Raw genomic sequence first — 22,297 nt, 5'->3', positions numbered from 1 at the left:
GAAACGGCGGGGGCGGTACGGGAGATCCCGTACCGCCCCCGCCGTGTCCCACGGGCCGGGTCAGAGCCGGGTGATGTCCAGCTCGCCCTCCGCGTACTGCCTGCGGATCACCTTCTTGTCGAACTTGCCGACGCTGGTCTTCGGCACGGCCGGAATGATCGTCCAACGCTCCGGCAGCTGCCACTTGGCGATACCGGACGTGGCGAGGAAGTCCTTCAGCGCCTCGTAGTCGGCGCTCGCCCCGTCCTTGAGGACCACGGTGGCCAGCGGGCGCTCGCCCCACTTCTCGTCCGGGACGGCGACGACCGCCGCCTCGGCCACGTCGGGGTGCGCCATCAGCGCGTTCTCCAGCTCGACACTGGAGATCCACTCGCCGCCGGACTTGATGACGTCCTTGGCCCGGTCGGTGAGCGTGAGGAAGCCGTCCTCGCTGATCACACCGACGTCACCGGTCTTCAGCCAGCCGTCCTCGCTGAACTTGTCCTCGGGGCGCAGGGGCTCACCGTCCGCACCCCCGTAGTAGGCCCCGGCGATCCAGGGGCCACGCACCTCCAGCTCACCGGCCGACTCGTTGTCCCACGGCAGGTGCTCGCCGCCGGGGCCGACCAGCCGCGCCTCCACGCCGGCCGGGAAGCGGCCCTGGGTGACGCGGTAGGGCCATTCCTCCTCCTCGGTCAGTCCGGCGGGCGGGTTGGCCATGGTGCCGAGCGGCGAGGTCTCCGTCATGCCCCAGGCGTGGCAGAGGCGGACGCCGAGCTTGTCGTACGCCTCCATGAGAGAGGGCGGACAGGCGGCGCCACCGATGGTGACGCGGGCCATGGAGCTGAGGTCGCGCGGGTTGGCGGTGACCTCGGCGAGCAGCCCCTGCCAGATGGTGGGGACGGCGGCGGCGTGGCTCGGCTTCTCGCGCTCGATCATCTCGGCGAGCGGGGCGGGCTGCAGGAACCGGTCCGGCATGAGCATGTTGATGCCGGACATGAACGTCGAGTGCGGCAGCCCCCAGGCGTTCACATGGAACTGGGGGACGACCACCAGCGTGGTGTCCTTGTCGGTCAGGCCCATCGACTCGGACATGTTGACCTGCATGGAGTGCAGGTAGATGGAGCGGTGGGAGTAGACGACGCCCTTGGGGTCGCCGGTGGTGCCGGAGGTGTAGCACATGGCGGCGGCCTGGCGTTCGTCCAGCTCGGGCCAGTCGAAGTCGGTCGGGCGGCCGGCGATCAGCTCCTCGTACTCATGCACCCGGGGCGCCGCCCCGTCGAGGAGCGAACGGTCGCCCGGCCCCGTGACGATCACGTGCTCGACGGACGTCAGCTGGGGGAGGAGGGGCGCGAGCAGCGGCAGCAGGGAGCCGTTGACGATGACGACCTTGTCGTCGGCGTGCCCGACGATCCAGACCAGTTGCTCGGCCGGGAGCCGGAGGTTGAGCGTGTGGAGCACCGCGCCCATCGAGGGGATCGCGAGATACGCCTCGACATGCTCGGCGTTGTTCCACATGAGGGTGCTCACCCGCTGGTCGGCGACGACACCGAGCTCGTCGCGCAGGGCGTTCGCGAGCTGCGTCGCCCGCCGGCCGATCTCGGCGAAACTGCGCCGCTGCGGCTCGGGTTCGCCGGTCCAGGTCGTGACCTGCGACTTCCCGTGAATCGTCATCCCATGGTTGAGGATGCGGGTGACAGTCAGCGGTACGTCCTGCATGGTGCTCAGCACGGCGTCCTCCCGGTGGGCGCTACGCGGCAGTAGGGTTGCGCTGATTCTGCGCACATACCGTTCGGTATGTCACTAGTTCCGGGAGTACGAATCGGTTTCGTTCGGCAAAATCAGGCCCCCGCCGACGGGGCCGCACCACCCGGGGTCAGCGCACCGGAGCGAGCTCCGGGTCCTCCCTGAGCTTGCCGAGCGCCCGCGACACCGCGCTCTTCACGGTGCCGATGGACACCCCGAGCACCTCGGCCGTCTGGGCTTCGCTGAGGTCCTCGTAGTAGCGCAGGACCACCATGGCCCGCTGCCGGTCCGGCAGCTTCAGCACGGCACGCCACATCGCGTCGCGCAGCGTCTGCTGCTCGGCCGGGTCGGGGGCCGGAGCGGCCTCCTGCTCGGGCAGTTCGTCACAGGCGAACTCGTCGACCTTGCGCTTGCGCCACTGCGAGGTCCGGGTGTTCAGCAGGGCCCGGCGGACGTAGCCGTCGAGCGCCCGGTGGTCCTCGATCCGCTCCCAGGCGACGTACGTCTTGGTGAGCGCGGTCTGCAGCAGGTCCTCGGCATCGCTCGGGTTGGCGGTGAGCGAGCGGGCGGCGCGCAGCAGCACCGGCCCTCTCGCCCGGACGAAGGAGGAGAACGACGGATACGGGGCGTACGGAGTCCGTGAGGCGTACGGGGTGCGTGCGGCGCGCGGCACGTGCGCGCTCTGCGGTCCGGGCCGGCTGTGTGAGCCGTGCCCCGTGGTGTGCGGGGTGTGTGCCGGGTACGGCGTGTGCGGCGCGTGTCCGGTGGTGGCGGCTCCCCCGGAGCTGCCCGTGCAGACTGGCGTGGTCATGGCTCCACGCTAGAAGCGGGCGCCGCTCCGGGGATCGGCCCCAGGTCCCGAAACCGCGTCCGCCTCAGGGTGTAGGGGTAGGGCCTGCTCCACCTCCTGTAGGTGGAGTCGTCGTCCTCGGGGCTCAGGGACGCCCCCTGACGTCCCGCCCGGCCGCGGACGCGGTTTCACGGGACGTTCCCTGATGCCCCGCCCGGCCGCGGACGCGGTCCCGGGCCGTGCCCGCTCAGTCGTCCGTGCCGAGGATCAGGCGTTGTCCGTGCCGAGGATCAGGCCCGATGTGGGTACGCCGGTGCCTGCCGTGACCAGGGTCCTGGCCGCCCCGGACACCTGGTTCACCGACGAGCCCCGGATCTGCCGGACCGCCTCCGCGATGCCGTTCATCCCGTGCAGATACGCCTCCCCCAGCTGGCCCCCGTGCGTGTTCAGGGGCAGCGAGTCCGCCGCGACGAAGCCGGCCGCCTCGCCCGGCGCGCAGAAGCCGAACTCCTCCAGCTGCATCAGGACGAACGGGGTGAAGTGGTCGTAGAGGATCCCCACGTCGATGTCGGAGGGGGAGAGGCCCGAGCTGCGCCAGAGCTGCCGGGCGACCACTCCCATCTCCGGCAGGCCCGTCAGGTCGTCGCGGTAGAAGCTCGTCATCTGCTCCTGCGCCCGCCCGGCCCCCTGCGCGGCGGCCACGATCACGGCGGGCGGCTGCGGCAGGTCCCGGGCCCGCTCGGCGCTCGTGACGACGATCGCCTGCCCGCCGTCGGTCTCCTGGCAGCAGTCGAGCAGCCGCAGGGGTTCGACGATCCACCGCGACGCCGCGTGGTCGGCCAGGGTGATCGGCTTCCCGTAGAAGTACGCGGCGGGGTTCCGGGCGGCATGGCGGCGGTCGGTGACCGCGACATGACCGAAGACGTCCGGCGTCAGCCCGTAGGCGTGCAGATAGCGCTGGGCGGCCATGGCGACCCAGGAGGCCGGGGTGAGCAGCCCGAAGGGCAGGTTCCAGCCGAGCGCGGTGCCTTCCGCGGTGGGCTCCCGCTGCTGCACGCCGGAGCCGAATCTGCGCCCGGAGCGTTCGTTGAACGCGCGGTAGCAGACCACGACGTCGGCCACCCCGCTCGCCACGGCCAGGGCCGCCTGCTGGACGGTGGCGCAGGCCGCCCCGCCGCCGTAGTGGATGCGGGAGAAGAACGACAGCTCACCGATTCCGGCCGCCTGGGCGACGGTGATCTCCGGGCTGGTGTCCATGGTGAAGGTGACCAGGCCGTCCACATCGGCGGGGGTCAGCCCGGCGTCGTCGAGGGCGGCCCGCACCGCCTCGACGGCCAGCTTCAGTTCGCTGCGTCCGGAGTCCTTGGAGAACTCGGTCGCGCCGATCCCCACGACCGCCGCCTTGCCGCCGAGCGAATCGGCCCTGCGCACGCTCATGCCGCCCCCCGCGGTACGCCGACGGTCACCGTGCCGGTGACATGCCTGCCGAGGCCGTTGGAGCCGACGATCTTCACTTCGGCCGTTCCGTCGTCCGCGACGGCGGTGACCGTGCCGCTCAGGACCATGGTGTCCCCGGGGTAGTTGGGCGCGCCCAGCCTGATGGCGACCTTGCGGAGCACGGCCGACGGGCCGAGGCGGTCGGTGACGTACCTGCCGACCAGGCCGTTGGTCGTCAGGATGTTCATGAAGACGTCCGGGGCCCCCTTCTCCCGGGCGAGCTCCGCGTCATGGTGCACGTCCTGGTAGTCGCGGGAGGCGATCGCGCCCGCCACGATCAGGGTGCGGGTCACCGCGATCTCCAGCGGCGCGAGCTCATCACCGGCGTTCACCTTCACTCCGTTCCCTCCTTCACCAGCGACTCACCGAGTTCCTGAAGCACTTCGCTGCCGCACCCCAGGTAGGCGTCGAGCTGCCGCCCCCAGAGGAAGTGGCGGTGCACGGGGTGGTCGAGGTCCGCGCCCGTACCGCCGTGCAGATGCTGCCCGGCGTGCACGACCCGCTTTCCGGCCTCCGACGCCCACCAGGCCGCGGTCAGCGCCTGGGGCCCGTACGGCAGCCCCGCGTCATGGCGCCAGGCCGCCTCGTACGCGGTGACCCGGATCGCCTCGGTGTCCATATGGGCATCGGCGGCGCGCAGCAGCACCCCCTGTTTGGTGGAGAGCGGGCGCCCGAACTGCTCCCGGGTGTTCGCGTGGGCGACGGCGCGGGCCAGCGAACCGGCGCACACCCCGGCCTGCAGTCCGGCGAACGCCGTCCGGCCCGCGGCCAGCACCGCCTCGTACGCCCCGGCGCCGCCGAGCCGCTCCCCGCGCGCCCCGTCCAGGACGAGCCGCGCCGCCGACCACGGCGCCGTGGTCTCCACCGGCTCGGTCAGCACACCGGGATCACCGGTCCGGACGATCCACAGCCGTCGCTCCGGGTCCGGTACGAGGACGAGGTCCGCGTCCCGCAGCCACGGCACGTACGGCACGCCGCCGCTCAGCCGGCCGCCGTCGTCCGCCCGTACCCCACCGCGGGCCGGGAAGGCCCCGGTGGCGACGGCCGTGCCGTCCCGCAGCGGCGGCAGCAGCCGCTCCCGCTGTTCGTCCGTGCCGTGCCCGGCGACGGCCAGCAGCCCGTACACACAGCTCGCCACGAACGGCACCTGCGCCGTCGTACGGCCCTGCTCCTCCAGCAGCAGGACCAGGCCGAGCAGCCCGGTCTCCTCGACGGCCGCGGTCAGTCCGGCCGCGCAGAGCTCCTTCCACAGCCCGGCGTCCGTCCCCGTGCCGGCCACGGCCAGGCGCTCGGGCGTCGACAGATCGCCGAAGATCCGCGCCGCGAGCCCCTGTGCCGCGGTCTGCTCCTCGGTGGGTGCGAAATCCATCTCAGCCCTCGCCTCCCCGGAAGACCGGAAGCTCCAACTCGGCGTCGGTACGCAGGAATTCCAGCCGCACCGGCATTCCCGTCCGTACCTTGCCGTACGGCACGCCGACGACGTTGCTGACCATCCGCACCCCCTCGGCCAGCTCGATCAGCGCCACCGCGTACGGCCCACCCGCCTCGTCGGCGCCGAAGGCGGGGAAGCGCGGGTGGTGCATCACCACATGGCTGAAGACGGTGCCCTCGCCGCTCGCCTCGACCGTGTCCCACTCCTGACAGCCGCACGCGTTGCAGCCGGGCAGCCAGGGAAAGCGCAGCGTGGCGCAGTCGCCGCAGCGCTGGATCAGCAGCCGGTGCTCGGCGACGCCCTGCCAGAACCCTGCGTTGTCCCGGTTGACCACCGGCCTCGGGCGCAGGCTCCGCCCGCCGCCGCGCGCCGCCCGTTTCGGCGCCGCCGGGGTGTACTTGAGGATCCGGAAGCGGTGCGTCCCGGCGGGTTCGCCGTTCGCCCGGACGTCCATGCGGGTGGTGACGAAATAGCCCGTCCCCAGTTTGGTGGTCTTCCGCTGCGAGACCGATTCGACGACCGCGTCGAACGTGATCCGGTCCCCGGGCCGCAGCGGGCGCAGGTACTCCTGCTCGCAGTCGGTCGCGACCACCGAGGTGTAGCCGGCGCCGTCGAGCAGGCCGAAGAGTTCCTCGTACGCCTCGGAGCGGTCGGTGTGCCCCGACAGCCCACCCATCGTCCACGCCTGCAGCATCGTCGGCGGAGCGACCGCCTCCGGCCCGGTGTACGCGGGGTTGTCGTCGCCCATCGCCTCGCACCAGTGCCTGATCATCGGCTCGTTGACCGGGTCCTTGCCGGTGCCCGCGGTCGCGGCCGGTCGCCCCTCGAACTCCTTGAGCCGTCCGTACAGCTCGTCCGGCTCGTCGGACACCTGCCGCCCCTCAGCCACTTTTCGCCCCTCGGACACCTGCCGACCCTCGGACACCTTTCGGCCCTCCCGCACGACCGTCATCACCGCCTGCCCCTCTTCATGCCGAGCCGCATCGTCGCGACGATCTCCCGCTGCACCTCGCTCACCCCGCCCCCGAAGGTGTTGATCTGCGCCGCCCGGTTCATCCGCTCCAGCTCCCCGTCCCCGAAACAGCCGGGCGAACCGCCCCGCACCGTGCCCGCCTCCCCGGTGATCTCCTGGCACATCCGGTACACCTCGACGGCGCTCTCGGTCCCCGCGAACTTCACGCCGCTCGCCTCGCCCGGGGCCGGCGAACCCGCGCCGACGTCCCCCACCAGACGCCAGTTGAGCAGGCGCGTCGCCGCCAGCCGGGCGTACGCCTCGGCCAGCCGGCCGCGCACCCACGGCTCGTCGGCCGGGCGCCTGCCCGTCACGGAGTCGGGGGTGCGGGCGTGGGCGAGAGCCGCCTCGTAGAAGTCCTCGGCCTGCATGCCGATCGCCGCGAGAGCCACCCGTTCATGGTTCAGCTGATTGGTGATCAGCCCCCAGCCGCCGTTCTCCGGACCCACCAGGTTGGTGGCGGGCACCCGTATCCCGTCGTAGTACGTGGATGTCGTGGTGAGCCCGCCCACGGTCTCGATCGGCGTCCAGGCGAACCCGGGGGCTTCGGTCGGGACGAGGATGATCGAGATGCCCTGATGCTTGGGCGCGTCCGGGTCCGTGCGGCAGGCGAGCCAGATCCAGTCCGCGTTCTGGGCGTTGCTGGTGAAGATCTTCTGCCCGTCGATCACCCAGTGGTCGCCGCCCCCGGCGCCGTCCGGGCCGCGGGCGTCCCCGCGGTCCCGCACCGCCCTGGTGCGCATCGAGGCGAGGTCCGTACCGGCCTCGGGCTCGCTGTAGCCGATGGCGAAGACAAGGTCGCCGCTGAGGATCCTGGGCAGGAAGTACGCCTTCTGCTCGTCGGTCCCGTACTTCATCAGCGTCGGGCCGACGGTGTTGAGGGTGACCATCGAGACGGGCGCCCCCGCCCGGTACGCCTCGTCGAAGAAGATGAACTGCTCGTCGGCGCCGCGCCCCTGGCCGCCGTACTCGACGGGCCAGCCGAGCCCGAGCATCCCGTCGGCGCCGATCCTGCGCAGCACTCGCCGCTGCCCGTCCGGGTCCCCGTCCCCCGGGGCCGTCCCCGCGTCCCTCCCGGGCATCACCTCGCGGAAGTACGAGCGGAGTTCGGCGCGCAGCTGTCGCTGACGTTCCGTCTGGGCGAGGTGCACGGCGGCTGCCTCCCGGACACGGGCGTACGGATCAGGATTTCTGACTGTCCGTCAGATACGGTGTTGCTGTCAAGGTCGGCGACACCCGTCCGCGCCCCGCACTCCACGCCTCCCACAACGTGAAGCGGTCCGCACGAAGGTGCCGAAGCACCCTCGCGCGGACCGCTGTTCACCGACCCTGGCCCGGCCCCCCGACCGGCCCATGACCGGCCACGGATCACCAGAGGTTGGTGAAGTTCACCGCGACGTTCTCGGTGTGCTGGTCGATCACGGTGAACGCCGAGCCGTTCACCTGCGCGGAGTTGCTCTGGTTCGACGCTCCGGAGCCGACGGCCTGCTGCTGGGACGTGGACGAGTTGCCGAAGTTGTCGCCGCCGACGCCGCTGCCGACAACCGTCGCAACGGCCGCGTTCGATCCGTCGTTCGCGAACGAGCCGCTGTCGGCCTGGGCCACACCACCGAAGAGCGCGGCGGCGAGGGGCAGGGCGGCAACAGCGGCGAGGGCACGAGCGGTACGGATGCTTGCCATGTCAATTCCTCCAGGAACCGGAAGTACGGCTTGTTCCGAGGCAGTTGGCCGACCGCCCCGGTGTTGGTCACGACGTCGCGAGACCAGAGTTGCCCACCGGGTCCCCGGCGAACCACCCATGCGATCCGATTCCCCCGCAGGCGTGAGGAAGCGCCGATAAACCTTTGCGCCCCCAAAAGCCCCAGCTCACACCCTTTACGCACCCACCCGAAAACCGCCGGATCACGCGACCCCGTACCCCCCAAGAGGAGAAGCGTTCCGGCGCCCGGCCCGCCCGAGCCACACTCCCTTCCTTTTTTCGAACACCTGAACGAAAATAGAACCATGGCCATCACCGACCGGCAGACCGCCACCCTGGCCCTCGCCCACGCGCTCTCCGCCGCCGAGCGCGGGCTCCCCGTCATCCCGCTGACCGCCCGCAAGCTCCCCGCCCTGCCCTCTCCGCACCGGAACGACGACCACCGGCTCACCTGCCGGGGCGCGTGCGGCCTGCCCGGGCACGGTGTCCACGACGCCACCACGGACCCGGCCGCCGTACGGGCCCTCTTCGCCGCCGCCCCCTGGGCCACCGGTTACGGCATCGCCTGCGGCCGGCCCCCGCACCACCTCATCGGCATCGACCTGGACATCGACACCGCAGGCAGCGACGACTCCGCCGCATCGCTCCGGCGGCTGGCCCTGCACCATCTGTTCACGATCCCGCCGACCGTCACGGTCCTCACCCCCAGCGGCGGGCGGCACCTCTGGCTGACCGGCCCGCCCGGCGTTCCCGTACCGAACTCCGCGAGCCGCCTGGCCCCCGGCATCGACATCCGGGGCACCGGCGGCTACCTGGTGGGCCCCGGCTCGGTCACCCCGCACGGCCGATACCGGCTGGCCCCGGGCACCTCCGACCTGCCTCCGGCCCCGTGCCCCCGCGCACTCCTGCGCCTGCTCACGCCTCCCGCGCGCCCCCGGCACAGCACGGGGCGGCCCGACCGGGGCCGGGGACTGGTCCGCTTCGTCCTCGCGGCACGCGAGGGCCAGCGCAACACACGGCTCTTCTGGGCAGCCTGCCGCGCCTACGAACACGGCTACGGCGACGCCCTGGCGAACGCCCTCACCCACGCCGCCGTCCGCACCGGCCTCACCGAACGCGAGGCCCGCGCCACGATCGAATCGGCGGCCCGCCTCACCACGGCCGCGCCGGACGGGCCGTGGGACCTGTCCGGCGGATCAGGACCGGACAGACCCTAGTCCGCGGTGCTGAGCTCCCAGAACCGGAAGACCGTCGATGTGTCCAGACAGTTCTGCAGGCCACGGACGTTCTCGTTGGCGACCGCGTACTGCTTTCCCTGCCACAGCGGCAGGAGCGGCAGCTGATGCGCCACGATGTCCTGCAGCTTGATGAACGCCGTTCGGGTGTTGGAGCGGTCGGTCATGGACGAGGTCTGCGGGATGATCTGTTTGGATATGTCGCTGTTCTCGTAATTGTTCGACAGGACGTTGCCCTTGCCGAAGAACGGCTGGGTGAAGTTGTCGGGGTCGGGATAGTCCGGCACCCAGCCCTTCACATAGACGCCGTACTTGCCCTCGGCGATGCCCTTCTCGTACTCGCCGAACGGTACGGACCTCATGCTCGCGTCGAAGAGCCCGCTCTTGTTCAACTGATCGGCGATGGTCTGGAGTTCGTCGTCGGTGGCGGGTCCGTAACGGCTCGGGGTGGACCACAGGGTGATTCTCACCTTGTCGGTGATCCCGGACTCCCTCAGGACGTCCTTCGCCTTCTGCGGCTGCGGGCTGTCGCCGTACGTGTTGAAGAAGGAGTTGCCGTGCCCAGTGATTCCGACCGGGACGATCGAGTAGAGCGGTGTCGCCGTGGACTGGTAGACCTTGCTGACCAGGGCGTGGCGGTCGACGAGATAGGCCATGGCCTTGCGCACGGCGAGCTTGCCGACCACGGGGTCGTCGACGTTGAAGACCATGTGCTGGACTTCCGCGCTGCTTCCCTGGACGACGTCGAGGCCGTCCTTCTCCGCGCTGGGCGAGGTGTCCAGGGCGGCGATCGTCTTGGCGGTGAGACCGCGGTACGCGATGTCGACCTCGTCCTTTTCCAGGGCGGTCTTCAGCGCCTGCTGATCGCCCTGGAAGAGCTTCATCGTCACGCCGGAGTTCTTCACCTCGGCGGTTCCGTGGTAGCCGGAATAGACCGAGAAGACGGCCTCCGACTTGTCTATGGAGTCCAGCTTGTACGGACCGGAACCGACCGTTTCGCCGCCCTTGAGCAGACTGTCCTTGGGATACACCCGGCGGTCCACGATGGAGCCGGCACCCGATGCGATCTTGCTGGGAAATGTCGCGTCGGGCACCTTGAGGCGGAATACGACCGTCTTGTCGTCCGGGGTGCTGATCGACGAAATGGTGGAGAGCAGCGGCGCCGGGCCCGCCGGGTCGTTGATCTTGATCGCCCGGTCGAAGGAGTACTTGACGTCCGCCGAGGTGAGGCTGTGACCGTTGCTGAACTTCAGCCCGTCGCGCAGGGTGCAGGTGTAGGTCTTGCTGCCGTCCGAGAAACCGCACTCGTCGGCGGCCTCCGGCACCGGGATGGAACCCCCCGGCGGGAAACTCAGCAGCGACTGGAAGACGTTGTTGAACAGCAGCCAGGACCCCGGGTCGTACCCCGCGGCCGGATCGGTCGCCAGGATGCCGTCGGACATGCCGACGACCATCGTGTCCTCGCTGTCGAATGGCCAGATCTGATCCTCGGAGCCACAACCCGCCAGCAGCACCGCCGCCAGACCCCCGGAGATCAGGGTGGCCGACCGCCTCGTACGAACCTTCACAGAACGTGCCTCATACTCTCGGCCGGGGTGTGGGGGCCCCGGACAGCCAGATCAGGTCAGGAACTACTGCGAACATCGCGGCCGTTCCAGCACTGTCAGCCCGGCCGTACGCGGTGGTGCGGACCGTCAGGCTGCCCGAACATGGTGTTCACCAAGGTTCTTCGTGGTGACGGACTGCCAAATGGCAGCTGATGAACGATGAAGGGCAGACCATGATCGGCCTCGTGGTGCTTTGACAATCTAGTAGTACGCAGCGCCGAGTGGTGGCACATCATGCGACAAAAATCGTCACCGACAGCCGGTGCTGCCGGCGCAATTGGCTGGTATCGAACCGTGGCGGTCGACCGGTCGGCCCGGCCGTCGCGACCGCACCCCTGATCAGCGAACTGTCCCCGGCGAAATGGCACTTGGGCCGCATCGCCACAGGGCTCCGCGATCTCCCCCACTCCGTCCGGAACAGGTCGCCCCGCAACCGCGCCCGGTCGATCGGCGAGCTCCGGGGAGCAACGGGAAGCAGCGAAGAACATCGGGAAAATCACAGGCAACGCACAGAACGACGGCCCCCGACCGGTCTTCCGGTCAGGGGCCGTCCATGTGCGGTGGGTGTGGGATTTGAACCCACGGTGACTCGCGCCACGACGGTTTTCAAGACCGTTCCCTTAGGCCGCTCGGGCAACCCACCCCTGCTCCGCCCACCTGTGACAGAGCGCCTACAGCGTACCGGCTGATTGATTCCGCCGGACAATCCCGGTCGGTCACCTTCCCCGGCGCAACTCGGGCTCGTGACCAATGGCGTGGGCGTACGTGCCTCAACAGGTTCCGACAGCCCGCGGATCACCGCTCCGACGGGCGGTGGCCCGGCCGCTTCGTTGTTCCGTGTCCCAGGAAAGCGTTCCAGGGGACTTTCGTTTTCCCAGGTCAGAGCGCCTTTTAGTGTTCCGGCATCCCCAATGGTCCGGCGACGATTGCGGCCGCTGTCGGCCGCCCGCCAAGCTGATTCCGTGATCAACCGCCGTCGGCAGGTGCCCGGCACCGTCGGCGGTCGCCCTCCGCGTACCGGTCATGTCCGCCACGGCCATCCACCGTGCACCGCTCCGGAGGACTTCCTGTTCAACTTTCCTGTTCAGCTCAGTGAGGAACACCGTATGAACATCCGTCGCACCCGTCGCGCCCTCGCCTTCTTCGCCGTCGCCGGAGCGACTGTGCTCGCCACCGCCGCATGCGGCCCCGACGACACCGGGGCCGCCGCCGATCCGGCCGCGAGCACGAGCGCCGGTTCGTCCCCGGAGAAGAGCCCCGCCGCGTCCGAGGGCACGGGCGCCGCCTCCCAGCAGAGCGGGGGCGCCTCCGGAGGCAAGGGCGGCACGTCCGGTTCCGGTGCCGGGAAGGACAGCGCGTCCGGCGGGCAGGGCGACGGGAGCAACGCGGCCGATGCCACCTGCTCCACCGACGGCCTGGACATCACGGTCGACCGCGCCGGCGGCACCCTGCCGGCCGTCATCATCAAGGCCACCAACACCGCAGGTGGAAGCTGCAACATCTACGGCTTCCCCACCGTGGGATACCCCGGAGCGCAGGCGGCCATCGGCGCGTACGAGGAGAGCAAGCCGCAGGCGGTGGTCACCCTCGCCCCGGGGAAGTCCGCCTACGCCGCCCTCACCCTTTCCAATGACGGCCCCAACATGCACCGCGAGAAGAGCCTCACCATCGGGCTGCTCGGCAAGGACATGGGCCCGATCGACGGCCAGGCCACGGTCACCACGCAGGGCGTCGCCATCACCGACGACTCGACCGTCAGCTACTGGCAGTCGAGCCAGGCCGACGCACTCCAGTAGTCGGCCGGCCCCTCCGTCCACAGGAGTATCGGGGACAGGGGGCCGGGGCCCGTCGGGGTGTCCGACCGGACGGTCAGCTGTCGCCGCTGCGCTCCCCGAGGGTGACCTCGGCCGTTGCCGTCCGGCCGTCGCGCTGGTAGGTCAGCGTCACCCGGTCGCCGGGCTTGTGGGTCCAGATCTCGCCGATCAGGGTCGGGCCGCTGTCGACCACGGTGTCGTTGAACTTCGTGATGACATCGCCCGCCCTGAGGCCGGCCCGGTCCGCGGGGCCGTCCTTCGACACGGCTGCCGTACCGTCCGCCCCCTGGTCGGAGATGACCGCGCCGCCGGTCTTCTCGTCCATGCTGACCGTGGCTCCGATCACCGGGTAGACCGGCTTGCCGGTCTTGATCAGCTGCTGGGCGACGTTCGTCGCCTGGTTGATCGGAATCGCGAAGCCGAGGCCGATGGAGCCCGCCTGGGTCTGGCCGACGCTGCTGCCGGTCGACTGGATGGCCGAGTTGATGCCGATGACCGCACCGCGCGCATCGAGCAACGGGCCGCCGGAGTTGCCCGGGTTGATCGAGGCGTCGGTCTGCAGGGCGCTCATGTACGAGTTGCTGCCGCCGGAGCCGTCACCGGAGGCGACCGGGCGGTTCTTCGCGCTGATGATGCCCGTGGTGACCGTGTTGGACAGGCCGAACGGGGCGCCGATGGCAATCGTGGAATCGCCGACCGCGACCTCGTCCGAATTGCCGAGGGCCAGCGGAGCGAGCCCCGACGGCGGGTTCTTCAGCTTCAGAACGGCGACGTCGTATCCCTGCGCCCGGCCGACCACCTCGGCGCCGTACTTCTTGCCGTTGGAGAACGTAGCCGTGAGCTGGCCGCTGTCCGCCGCGGAGGCCACCACGTGGTTGTTCGTGAGGATGTGGCCCTCCTTGTCGTACACGAAGCCGGTGCCCGTACCGCCCTCGCCGTCACCGCCCTGTGCGTCGATGGTCACCACGCTGGGCAGCGCCTTGGACGCCACCCCCGCGACCGTACCGGGATCGCGCTTGAGGTCCCGCGGGTCGGTCGACGCCGAGACCGTGGTCGAGCCGGTGCCGTTGTGGTCGGCCGCCCAGTAGCCGAGGGCGCCGCCGACGCCGCCGGCGATCAGCGCCGCGGCCGCCACCGCCGCCACCAGGCCGCCCATGCCCCGCCTGCGCGGGCCCTCGGGAGCGTACGGCTGGGGCGGGGCGCCCCAGACCGGACCGCCACCGCCCGCACCGTGGGACGCGTACGCGGGCACGGCGGGAGGGGGCGGCCAGTTGGCCTCGGCGGCCGACTGGGGCGCGTGGGAGGCGTGGGGTACGTGGGGAGGCGTCGCCGGGACGGAAGCCATGGGCGTGGTGACGGCGGCGGCCGGTTCGGCCGTCGGGGCGGGGGTGGACGCGGGCGTGCTCCCGGGTGCCCCCTGAGGAGCGTCGGCCGGCACTGGAGGTGCGGACGGAACGGACGGAACGGCCTCGGCCGCAGTGCCCTCGTTGCCCTCGTTGTCTGTGCTCACAGCTCTTTACTCCTCGGGTTCCACATCAATTTCGGCAAGAGATCCGCTGTGTACGTGTCCGGTTACAGCTTTTCCCAAGGCGCGTCAGGCCACTGTAAGCAGGACCTGTGCATCCGCACACCAATCTTTACATCGGGCAAAACGGCCCCCCGGTGCAAGACGCACCGCAGCCGCGGCCCCGGCCCTGATCCGCCGGACAGGCCCTGGCGGTGACACGATGACGCGGTGACCCACGCACGGCAGCAATCCACGCATCACACCATCCAGGTCATCGCTCACCGGGGCGCGTCCGACGACGCCCCCGAGCACACCCTGGCCGCGTACCGGAAGGCGATCGAGGACGGCGCCGACGCCCTGGAGTGCGACGTACGACTCACCGCCGACGGCCACCTCGTGTGCGTACACGACCGCCGGGTGAACCGCACCTCCAACGGCCGCGGTGCCGTCTCCGCCCTGGAGCTCTCCGCGCTCACCGCCCTCGACTTCGGCTCCTGGAAGGACCGCGAGGAGTCGGAGTCCCCGGACTGGGATCCGGTGCCGGGGGAACTCACCTCCGTACTCACCCTGGAGCGACTGCTCGAACTCGTCGTCGAGACCCGGGCCGCCGGGCGTCCGCTCCAGCTGGCCATCGAGACCAAGCACCCCACCCGCTGGGCGGGCCAGGTCGAGGAGCGGCTGCTGCATCTGCTGAAGCACTTCGAACTCGACGACCCGTCGGCCGCCAGCCCGTCGCCGGTACGCATCATGAGCTTCTCGGCGCGCTCGCTGTACCGCATCCAGGCCGCGGCCCCCGCCCTGCCCACCGTGTACCTGATGCAGTTCGTCTCGCCGCGGCTGCGCGACGGGCGGCTGCCGGCCGGGGCCCGGATCGCGGGTCCGGGGATGCGGATCGTACGCAACCACCCCGGATACATCGAACGGCTGCACCGTGCGGGACACCGCGTGCACGTCTGGACGGTGAACGAACCTGAGGACGTCGCACTCTGCGTCGATCTCGGCATCGAGGCAATCATCACGAACCGCCCGAAACAGGTTCTGTCACAACTGGGACGCTCTTAACATCAGTTACACGGAGTACACCGGCGCATTCGAACCGTATTCGATCGTTACGAGTGCGTCACCGGCAGTCCATTGGCCGGTTTCCGGTCCAGTCCAGGAGGGCATCCACTCCGTGGCGTGGGGCAAAGGAGGTCTCGGGGGTGGCGTTGGTGGTGGCACAGGAAGTGCCCACGTCGTCGAGCATGGCCGTACCCCATGGCCCTGCGGGCGTGGGCCAGGCAAGGCACCGGATGCGTGAGCAGTTGCGCAGTCACGGGGTGTCGGATTCGGTCGTCGACGATGCTGTACTGATTCTTTCCGAACTGCTCAGCAATGCCTGCCGGCACGGCAGACCGCTGGGCCGGCACACGGATGTGGGTGACGGCGACGTCCGCGCCGCATGGCGCGTCGACAGAACGGGCGGGCTGACCGTCGAAGTGACGGACGGAGGCGGTCCGACCCGTCCCGTTCCGGCCACACCATCGGTGACGGCGCGTGGCGGCCGCGGGCTCAACATCATCAGTGCACTCGCCGACGAGTGGGGCGTACGCGACAGCTCGTCCGGTGAAGTGACCGTCTGGGTCCTCGTCAACGAGGGACACGGACAGGAGTCCGGGCTGCTGGGTGCGCCGGTGCCGGGTGTGCCGGGGCTCGACGCGCTGGGCTTCGCGGACGCCTTCGACGACGTGGGCTGACGTTCCGGCACGGACACCTGCCGCCGCGGCGGTGGAGGTGCGCGCACCCGCGTCGGCCGGCGGGACGATGCACGGGCGCGCGGAAAGGCGCGTTCCGCACCCCGGTACCGCCGGACGTGTTGGCGCGTGTGTCCCGGACGCGACAGGGACGGCTAGGCTCGCGGCCCAGACCGCACTGTCGCAATCGGGAGAAAGCCCACCATGGCCAAGAAGCACCCTCAGACCAAGGCCGGGAAGCAGCAACTCAAGGACGGCGAGATCCCGGTGGCCGGGGCTCGCGAGCCCTGCCCGTGCGGTTCGGGCCGCCGCTACAAGGCATGTCACGGCCGCGCCGCCGCCCAGGCCGTGACCGAGCTCGTCCACCGCCCCTTCGAGGGTCTGGCCGGCGAGTGCGACTGGGTCGCGCTGCGTGAACTGGTCCCCGCCGCCACGGTCGCGCTGACGCTGAAGGACGGGCTGCCCGAGGGCGTGCCCTCGGTGACGCTCGCGACCGTCCTGCCGATGGCCTGGCCGGCGCTGCGCCGCGACGACGGTTCGGTGCTGCTCGCCCTGCAGAACGACACCCCATCCGGTGACCTCAGCCGTGATCTCGCGGACACCCTGCGGCGGGCGCTGGACGCCGAGCCCGGTTCGCCCGTGGCGGCACAGCGCGTGCCGGCCGACGGTCCGCGGCTGCAGAACATGCTCGCCCCCGATGCGGCGTTCGAGCCCGTCATCCACCCCGGCTTCGAGTTCTGGGTTCCGGACGCGGAGAACGCCACGCCCGAGGTGTCCGCCTCCCTGGAGCGCGCCAACGAGGCGGCGATCCCGACGACGCGGCTCGCCGGCGTGGACTCCGCCTACTGGTGCGAGACCCCGGAGAAGAACCACCTTCGCTGGGTCATGCCGCACGCCGAGGAGCGGCTGCTCGACGCGCTCGCCCGGCTGCACGCCGCCGGTACCTCCTCACTGGGCGAGGGGACCAGGCTGGTCGGCTCCTTCCGGGCGCACGGACTGATGGTCCCGGTCTGGGACCTGCCGAGCGCGATGGGGGCCGAGGAGTGCGAGAAGCCCGCGGCCGAGTTCGCGGAGCGGCTGACCGCGGCGCTCGCCTCGGACGCACCGCTCACCGCCGAGGAGCGGCGGGCCCGCGGTGGGCTCACCAATCGCCAGGTGACGCTCAGCTGACGGTGACGATCCCCCGGACCCGACGGGCCTCGGGGTGACTCGCGTCACAACTCGCGGTATTCGCAGGTAAATCCCTGTCCGAATACGCGAGATCGAATTTGCGAACGGCAGATCTCTTGTTACCGTTCTAGAAGCCCGGTCGCTGGTGCATCCCCCGTCGCCAGCGATCGGGCATCCTCATTTCCGGGTACGGCGCACAGCGCGCTACGCGGCGCACGAGCCCGCGCATAAGCCCCTCACCGGTACGCCCCCTGCTCATCGAGCACTACGGCCCACCACTGCCCCGCCCCCGACCGCCCCGTCCCGCGCCCTCGGGCGGGGGGCCGACGGAATCCGTGCCCGCCGCGGAAGCTCGGGCGCTCGGTGCGTGGACGAGCCGTGCCGGAACCGATCGGTCTCGGACAGATACCGGATTCCTGATGCCGAACACCGAACACCGAACACCGGACGGCCTCCACGAATACCCGACTCCGCTCTGCTTCGAAGTTTAGTCGAATGGATATTCGAATAATGCGTACGGCGCGCTCCGGAAAGGCCGCCAGAAAGCCTCCTGTCGCCGCACTTTGCAGCGGCAGACTTTGCATTTGTGCGGCACGGACCGAGTTCACATCCGGAACCGCATCCGAAACCCAGCCGCCACCGGGAAACCGATCACGCGGATAATCACGAGCCTCATCCGTCGGCTTCACACTAGTTTCTGACGGTCCGCCGGATATTGCGACGGAATGCCGGGTCCGGCACGGTCCGCCCCATTACTCCGGCACCCCGTCAGTACGCGAGCCGACTGCCGCCGTCCGGTGCGCCGCTGCTCGCCTCGACCAGGGCGTCCAGCACCGTCCCCACGTCCGGCAGCCACGGCACGTCGGACTCCGGAGCCCGACCTCTTCCTTTCGGACGCGGCCGGGACTCCGGGGCAGGAGCCCGCTCCCAGCACACCTGTCCCGCCCCCACCTCGGACGGCGGAAGAACGAGATAGCCGCCCTCCCCGTGGAAACGCAGCGAACTGGGCACCCAGTCCTGGGCGTGCAGCAGCTCACCGAGCCGTTCGAGGGTGTACGGGGCCACCAGCAGCGACCACCGGGTCGGCGTCGCCACCACGGGTCCGAGCCGCACACCCATCCGGTCCAGCTCGACCAGCGCCCGGGCGGCGGCCACGGCCGGCAGGCTCAACGCGCACGGGGCGCGCCCGCCGGTGGCCAGGAGGATCGGAGCGGTGGGCCGGTTGGTCCACCACCAGCGCACCATGCGCTCGTCGATGGTCGCCGCAAGGAGACCGGGATCGAAGGGATGCGCGCCGGGCACGGCGCACTCGGGATCGGGACAGGCGCAGCCGCGGCCACGGTCACCGCGACCGCCGGCCGCCTCCAGCCCCACTCCGGGGAGCACAGGCCATTGCCATGCGGTGGCACAGGTCAGGGCCGCGTCGAGGCGGGCGGGCCTTCCCCCGCGCCGGAGCCGGAGCCTGCGTCGCCTTCCGAGGATCTCGCGCATGAGCGCTCGTTCCTTTCCGTTGAACGCCGAGGGTCCACATCACACCACGTGCGAGTTGGCGTACGTGTGCATCAGTTCACTGTGCGTACATGCTCTTCAAATCTGCGGTACGGGTGGGCCGTCGGTACCGAGCATGGGCCGAGCCGAGTCGAGCAGGTGCGAGACGGGTCCGGAGGAACAGGGCCGGGCAAGCATGGCGAGGAGCAGCGCACGTATAGCGCCTGCCGTCCCAAGGTGCAAACCTCGCCACTCGGGGGTGGGGGCGTGGCCGTCACTGGAGAGGACGTCCGGGCCCGCTGCCGGGTTCCGGGGCGATCAGAACTGCCCCTGGCCTTCATCGATTACGTACCCAGCATGCCCGAAATGACGCTCTCTCCGGGACTTCACCCCGAGAACACCCCCTGTTCGAGCACGCTCAGTCGACCGCAAATGGCTGCCTCGGGGTGCATTTTTTGGCCAACTTAGCGGTAGCTCGGACACCATAAATCCCGTGGGGACAATGCTGGACATCGCCTCACTTGTGCGTGTACATGTGGTGCTGCGTGTACATGCGGATGCACTGATAGCGGCGCAGAATGACATGGGGGTTTGCGATGCTATTCGACAAAAAGCACTGGTCGGAAAGCCGACAGCCATGAGCGCCCCACACCTGCCAAAAGTGGCTGGAATCGATCCCACAGTTCCGGTTTCAGCGCACACTGCCGGGCCCCTGTCCGACGTGCCCTCCGCCCCGGGAGCCTTCATCCAGGACCGGCTCGCCGGCTGGATCTCCGACCTCACCACGTTGCACGAACTCACCGAGCGGCTGGCCAGAACCGGCACTCTCGACGACGCGCTTCACGAACTGCTGGACGCCGGAGCCGCCCTGGTCGGCGCCCGCCGAGGCCTGGTCGTCTTCGAACCGTCCGACCGTCGCGGCCCCGTGAGCACCATCGGCCTCGGGCTCGCCCACGCCGATCTCGGGCAGATCGAGACGGTGCCGCGCACCGCCACCACCTACGGCCGGATCCTGGAAGGGCTCCCGGACACCGAAGGAGCGCTGACCACCCCCGATCTGCTCGGCGACACCGGCCTGGACCCCCGCCGCCGCGAAGTCGCCGCCCGGCTCGGATACGCCGCCAGCTACGCCGTGCCGATCACCGCCGAGGCGACCGGCAGGCTCGGTGCCGCCGTCTGGCTGTACGACGAACCCGCCGAACCGCTGAAGCGCCAGCGCCATCTCGTCGGCCTCTACGCCGGGTACGCCGGTGAGCACCTGGCCAGGCTGCTGGAGCTGGAGCGGGCCAGGGCCGATGTCGCCACCGTCGCGGAGGAGCTGCTGCCCAGCCGGCTGCCCCGGGTAGCCGGCGTACAGCTGGCCGCCCGCCACCGCAGGGCCGCGCAGGGCGGCGGCGACTGGTACGACGCGCTCGCACTGCCGGAGGGTGCGCTCGGTCTCGCCGTGGGCTCGGTGAACGGCTCCGGGCCGAGCGCCCTGGCCGCCATGGGACGGCTGCGGGCCGGCCTGCGGGCGTACGCGGTGATGGAGGGCGAGGATCCGGTCGCCGTGCTCTCGGATCTGGAACTGCTGCTGCGGCTCACCGAACCGGCCCGTACGGCGACCGCGCTGTTCGCCTACTGCGAACCGGCCGAGCGCAAGATCCTGCTGGCCGGCGCGGGCCACACCCCGCCGCTCGTGATCGGCGACCGGCGCACCGACTTCATCGAGACCTCGGTCTCCGCGCCGCTGGGCATGCTCGCCTGCTGGGAGGCGCCCAGCGTGGAGATCACCCCGGCGCCCGGCGAGACCGTACTGCTCTACACCGACGGCCTGCTGCGCCGCACCGGCGACTCGACGGACCGGGCGTTCGCACGGCTCCACTCGGCGGCCGCGTCCGTACCGAAGGCGATGCGCCCCGATGCCGGGGCCGTCGCCGACCATGTGCTGCGCAGCGTGCTGCCGGACGGGCTCGACCGGAGCGACAGCGCGGAGGACGTGGTCGTACTGGCCGCGCGTTTCGACTGAGCCCCGCGGCATCCCCCGGCCCGGCCGTGTAACAGGTCCTCCGGCCCTGTGCCCCCTTCCGTACGCCCGTACGATGGTCGGGGTCCAGTGTCGTATCAAGGAGAGACAAATCGTGGCTGAGGAGCTCACCCCGGAGAACCCGGAGACCGAGGAAGAAGAGACGGTCAAGCAGCGGAAGAACGGCCTGTACCCGGGCGTCTCCGATGAACTCGCCGCGAACATGAAGTCCGGTTGGGCCGATACCGAACTGCACGGCCTCGAACCGATCGCCCAGGCCGCACACACGGCCGCCCGCCGCGCCGCGCTCTCCGCGCGTTTCCCCGGTGAGCGACTGGTCATCCCCGCGGGCAACCTGAAGACCCGCTCCAATGACACCGAGTACGCCTTCCGCGCCTCCACCGAGTACGCGTACCTCACCGGCGACCAGACCCAGGGCGGCGTCCTCGTCCTGGAGCCGACCGAGAACGGTCACGAGGCGACCATCCACCTGCTGCCGCGCTCCAACCGCGAGAACGGCGAGTTCTGGCTCGACGGACAGGGCGAGCTGTGGGTCGGCCGCCGCCACTCCCTCGCCGAGGCCGAGCAGCTGCTGGGCATCCCGGCGAAGGACGTCCGCGAGCTCCCCGCCGCGCTGACCGAGGCCACCGGCCCGGTCCGCAACGTCCGCGGCCACGACGCCGGCATCGAGGCCGCGCTGACCGACAAGGTCACCGCGGAGCGCGACGAGGAGCTGCGCGTCTTCCTCTCCGAGGCCCGGCTGGTCAAGGACGCCTTCGAGATCGCCGAACTGGAGAAGGCCTGCGACGCCACCGCGCGCGGCTTCGAGGACGTCGTCAAGGTCCTCGACAAGGCCGAGGCGACGAGCGAGCGCTACATCGAAGGCACCTTCTTCCTGCGTGCCCGCATCGAGGGCAACGACATCGGCTACGGCTCGATCTGCGCGGCCGGCCCGCACGCCACCACCCTGCACTGGGTGCGCAACGACGGCCCGGTGCGCTCCGGCGAGCTGCTGCTGCTCGACGCCGGCGTGGAGACCAACGACCTCTACACCGCCGACGTGACCCGCACCCTGCCGATCAACGGCACGTTCACGCCGCTCCAGCGGAAGATCTACGACGCCGTGTACGGGGCCCAGGAGGCGGGCATCGCCGCCGTCAAGCCCGGCGCCGACTTCCGCGACTTCCACGACGCCGCACAGCGGGTGCTCGCCGAGAAGCTCGTCGAGTGGGGTCTGCTGGGTGACCTGTCCGTGGACAAGGTCCTGGAGCTGGGACTCCAGCGCCGCTGGACGCTGCACGGCACCGGTCACATGCTCGGCATGGACGTCCACGACTGCGCCGCCGCGCGCACCGAGACGTACGTCAACGGAACGCTGGAGCCCGGTGTCTGCCTCACGGTCGAGCCCGGTCTGTACTTCCAGACCGACGACCTGACCGTGCCCGAGGAGTACCGGGGTATCGGCGTCCGGATCGAGGACGACATCCTCGTCACCGAGGACGGCAACCGGAACCTCTCCGACAAGCTGCCGCGCCGGGCCGACGAGGTCGAGGAGTGGATGGCCCGGCTCAAGGGCTGATCCC

The 22,297-nt window shown here is 70.4% G+C and carries 18 protein-coding genes and 1 tRNA gene; 7 read left to right on the top strand and 12 right to left on the bottom strand.

The annotated features are described in order from the left end of the window. Nucleotides 1-60: 60 nt before the first annotated feature. From OG978_RS21045 to OG978_RS21010, 8 genes are all read right to left on the bottom strand, one after another. Entirely contained in the window at nt 61-1,710 is a 1,650-nt protein-coding gene (locus tag OG978_RS21045) for a long-chain fatty acid--CoA ligase (protein ID WP_326766716.1), read from the bottom strand. Between the two features lie 145 nt (nt 1,711-1,855). Further along, nucleotides 1,856-2,536 carry a SigE family RNA polymerase sigma factor gene (locus OG978_RS21040; RefSeq protein WP_326766715.1) on the bottom strand — a complete coding sequence of 227 codons (681 nt, stop codon included), beginning with the start codon at nt 2,534-2,536 and terminating at the stop codon, nt 1,856-1,858. Nucleotides 2,537-2,782: 246 nt separating this feature from the next. After that, nucleotides 2,783-3,952, bottom strand: coding sequence for a lipid-transfer protein (locus OG978_RS21035; RefSeq protein ID WP_326766714.1), 1,170 nt, complete (start codon nt 3,950-3,952; stop codon nt 2,783-2,785). Next, nucleotides 3,949-4,344: a MaoC family dehydratase gene (locus OG978_RS21030; RefSeq protein WP_326770105.1), complete on the bottom strand. Its 396-nt coding sequence runs from the start codon at nt 4,342-4,344 to the stop codon at nt 3,949-3,951. The genes OG978_RS21035 and OG978_RS21030 overlap by 4 nt, the downstream gene beginning before the upstream one ends. Before the next feature lie 2 nt (nt 4,345-4,346). Next, on the bottom strand, nt 4,347-5,381 hold the full coding sequence (locus OG978_RS21025; RefSeq protein ID WP_326766713.1) for an acyl-CoA dehydrogenase family protein: 1,035 nt from the start codon (nt 5,379-5,381) through the stop codon (nt 4,347-4,349). Between the two features lies 1 nt (nt 5,382). Next, nucleotides 5,383-6,396: a bifunctional MaoC family dehydratase N-terminal/OB-fold nucleic acid binding domain-containing protein gene (locus tag OG978_RS21020; protein WP_442817722.1), complete on the bottom strand. Its 1,014-nt coding sequence runs from the start codon at nt 6,394-6,396 to the stop codon at nt 5,383-5,385. Next, entirely contained in the window at nt 6,396-7,607 is a 1,212-nt protein-coding gene (locus OG978_RS21015; RefSeq protein ID WP_326766711.1) for an acyl-CoA dehydrogenase family protein, read from the bottom strand. The genes OG978_RS21020 and OG978_RS21015 overlap by 1 nt, the downstream gene beginning before the upstream one ends. 217 nt (nt 7,608-7,824) lie before the next feature. Continuing rightward, nucleotides 7,825-8,136 carry a hypothetical protein gene (locus tag OG978_RS21010; protein WP_326766710.1) on the bottom strand — a complete coding sequence of 104 codons (312 nt, stop codon included), beginning with the start codon at nt 8,134-8,136 and terminating at the stop codon, nt 7,825-7,827. Between the two features lie 324 nt (nt 8,137-8,460). Between OG978_RS21010 and OG978_RS21005 the strand changes: the two genes are divergently transcribed. After that, nucleotides 8,461-9,372 carry a bifunctional DNA primase/polymerase gene (locus OG978_RS21005; protein WP_326766709.1) on the top strand — a complete coding sequence of 304 codons (912 nt, stop codon included), beginning with the start codon at nt 8,461-8,463 and terminating at the stop codon, nt 9,370-9,372. Here the strand turns inward: OG978_RS21005 and OG978_RS21000 are convergent. Together OG978_RS21000 and OG978_RS20995 are read right to left on the bottom strand one after the other, a co-directional pair. Next, a complete protein-coding gene (locus OG978_RS21000; protein ID WP_326766708.1) occupies nt 9,369-10,958 on the bottom strand; it encodes an ABC transporter substrate-binding protein in 1,590 nt (529 codons plus the stop codon). The two genes, OG978_RS21005 and OG978_RS21000, sit on opposite strands and share 4 nt — an antisense overlap. A 597-nt stretch (nt 10,959-11,555) precedes the next feature. Then, nucleotides 11,556-11,640 (bottom strand) — tRNA-Ser (locus OG978_RS20995). Between the two features lie 463 nt (nt 11,641-12,103). Here OG978_RS20995 and OG978_RS20990 point away from each other — a divergent pair. After that, complete coding sequence (locus OG978_RS20990; protein WP_326766707.1) at nt 12,104-12,793, top strand: DUF4232 domain-containing protein; 690 nt, start codon at nt 12,104-12,106, stop codon at nt 12,791-12,793. Between the two features lie 73 nt (nt 12,794-12,866). Here the strand turns inward: OG978_RS20990 and OG978_RS20985 are convergent, their stop codons facing one another. Then, nucleotides 12,867-14,321, bottom strand: a complete 1,455-nt coding sequence (locus OG978_RS20985) for a S1C family serine protease (protein ID WP_326766706.1) — start codon at nt 14,319-14,321, stop codon at nt 12,867-12,869. Between the two features lie 225 nt (nt 14,322-14,546). Between OG978_RS20985 and OG978_RS20980 the strand changes: the two genes are divergently transcribed. The 3 genes from OG978_RS20980 (at nt 14,547) to OG978_RS20970 (ending at nt 17,221) form a co-directional block, all read left to right on the top strand. After that, nucleotides 14,547-15,380, top strand: a complete 834-nt coding sequence (locus tag OG978_RS20980; RefSeq protein ID WP_326766705.1) for a glycerophosphodiester phosphodiesterase — start codon at nt 14,547-14,549, stop codon at nt 15,378-15,380. A gap of 53 nt (nt 15,381-15,433) precedes the next feature. Beyond that, a complete protein-coding gene (locus OG978_RS20975) occupies nt 15,434-16,054 on the top strand; it encodes an ATP-binding protein (protein WP_326766704.1) in 621 nt (206 codons plus the stop codon). Between the two features lie 201 nt (nt 16,055-16,255). Further along, nucleotides 16,256-17,221, top strand: a complete 966-nt coding sequence (locus tag OG978_RS20970) for a DUF5926 family protein (protein ID WP_326766703.1) — start codon at nt 16,256-16,258, stop codon at nt 17,219-17,221. A gap of 768 nt (nt 17,222-17,989) precedes the next feature. Here OG978_RS20970 and OG978_RS20965 read toward each other — a convergent pair. Next, nucleotides 17,990-18,712 (bottom strand): bifunctional DNA primase/polymerase, encoded by a 723-nt coding sequence (locus OG978_RS20965; protein ID WP_326766702.1) that lies wholly within the window; start codon nt 18,710-18,712, stop codon nt 17,990-17,992. Nucleotides 18,713-19,346: 634 nt separating this feature from the next. Between OG978_RS20965 and OG978_RS20960 the strand changes: the two genes are divergently transcribed. Further along, nucleotides 19,347-20,717 (top strand): PP2C family protein-serine/threonine phosphatase, encoded by a 1,371-nt coding sequence (locus OG978_RS20960; RefSeq protein ID WP_326766701.1) that lies wholly within the window; start codon nt 19,347-19,349, stop codon nt 20,715-20,717. A gap of 112 nt (nt 20,718-20,829) precedes the next feature. Then, the gene (locus tag OG978_RS20955) at nt 20,830-22,293 is read left to right on the top strand and encodes an aminopeptidase P family protein (RefSeq protein WP_326766700.1); all 1,464 of its coding nucleotides are present in this window, start codon (nt 20,830-20,832) and stop codon (nt 22,291-22,293) included. The last annotated feature ends 4 nt before the right edge of the window (nt 22,294-22,297 follow it).

The organism is Streptomyces sp. NBC_01591 (genome assembly GCF_035918155.1).
In the GTDB taxonomy this organism is placed as follows: Bacteria; Actinomycetota; Actinomycetes; order Streptomycetales; family Streptomycetaceae; genus Streptomyces.
This window is presented reverse-complemented; position numbering and strand designations above follow the sequence as displayed.

Coding starts and splice junctions, on each gene's coding strand:
- OG978_RS21035 (WP_326766714.1), bottom strand. CDS start 3,952: ATGAGCGTGCGCAGGGCCGATTCGCTCGGCGGCAAGGCGGCGGTCGTG.
- OG978_RS21040 (WP_326766715.1), bottom strand. CDS start 2,536: ATGACCACGCCAGTCTGCACGGGCAGCTCCGGGGGAGCCGCCACCACC.
- OG978_RS20990 (WP_326766707.1), top strand. CDS start 12,104: ATGAACATCCGTCGCACCCGTCGCGCCCTCGCCTTCTTCGCCGTCGCC.
- OG978_RS21005 (WP_326766709.1), top strand. CDS start 8,461: ATGGCCATCACCGACCGGCAGACCGCCACCCTGGCCCTCGCCCACGCG.
- OG978_RS20970 (WP_326766703.1), top strand. CDS start 16,256: ATGGCCAAGAAGCACCCTCAGACCAAGGCCGGGAAGCAGCAACTCAAG.
- OG978_RS21020 (WP_442817722.1), bottom strand. CDS start 6,396: ATGACGGTCGTGCGGGAGGGCCGAAAGGTGTCCGAGGGTCGGCAGGTG.
- OG978_RS20965 (WP_326766702.1), bottom strand. CDS start 18,712: ATGCGCGAGATCCTCGGAAGGCGACGCAGGCTCCGGCTCCGGCGCGGG.
- OG978_RS21010 (WP_326766710.1), bottom strand. CDS start 8,136: ATGGCAAGCATCCGTACCGCTCGTGCCCTCGCCGCTGTTGCCGCCCTG.
- OG978_RS20960 (WP_326766701.1), top strand. CDS start 19,347: ATGAGCGCCCCACACCTGCCAAAAGTGGCTGGAATCGATCCCACAGTT.
- OG978_RS21025 (WP_326766713.1), bottom strand. CDS start 5,381: ATGGATTTCGCACCCACCGAGGAGCAGACCGCGGCACAGGGGCTCGCG.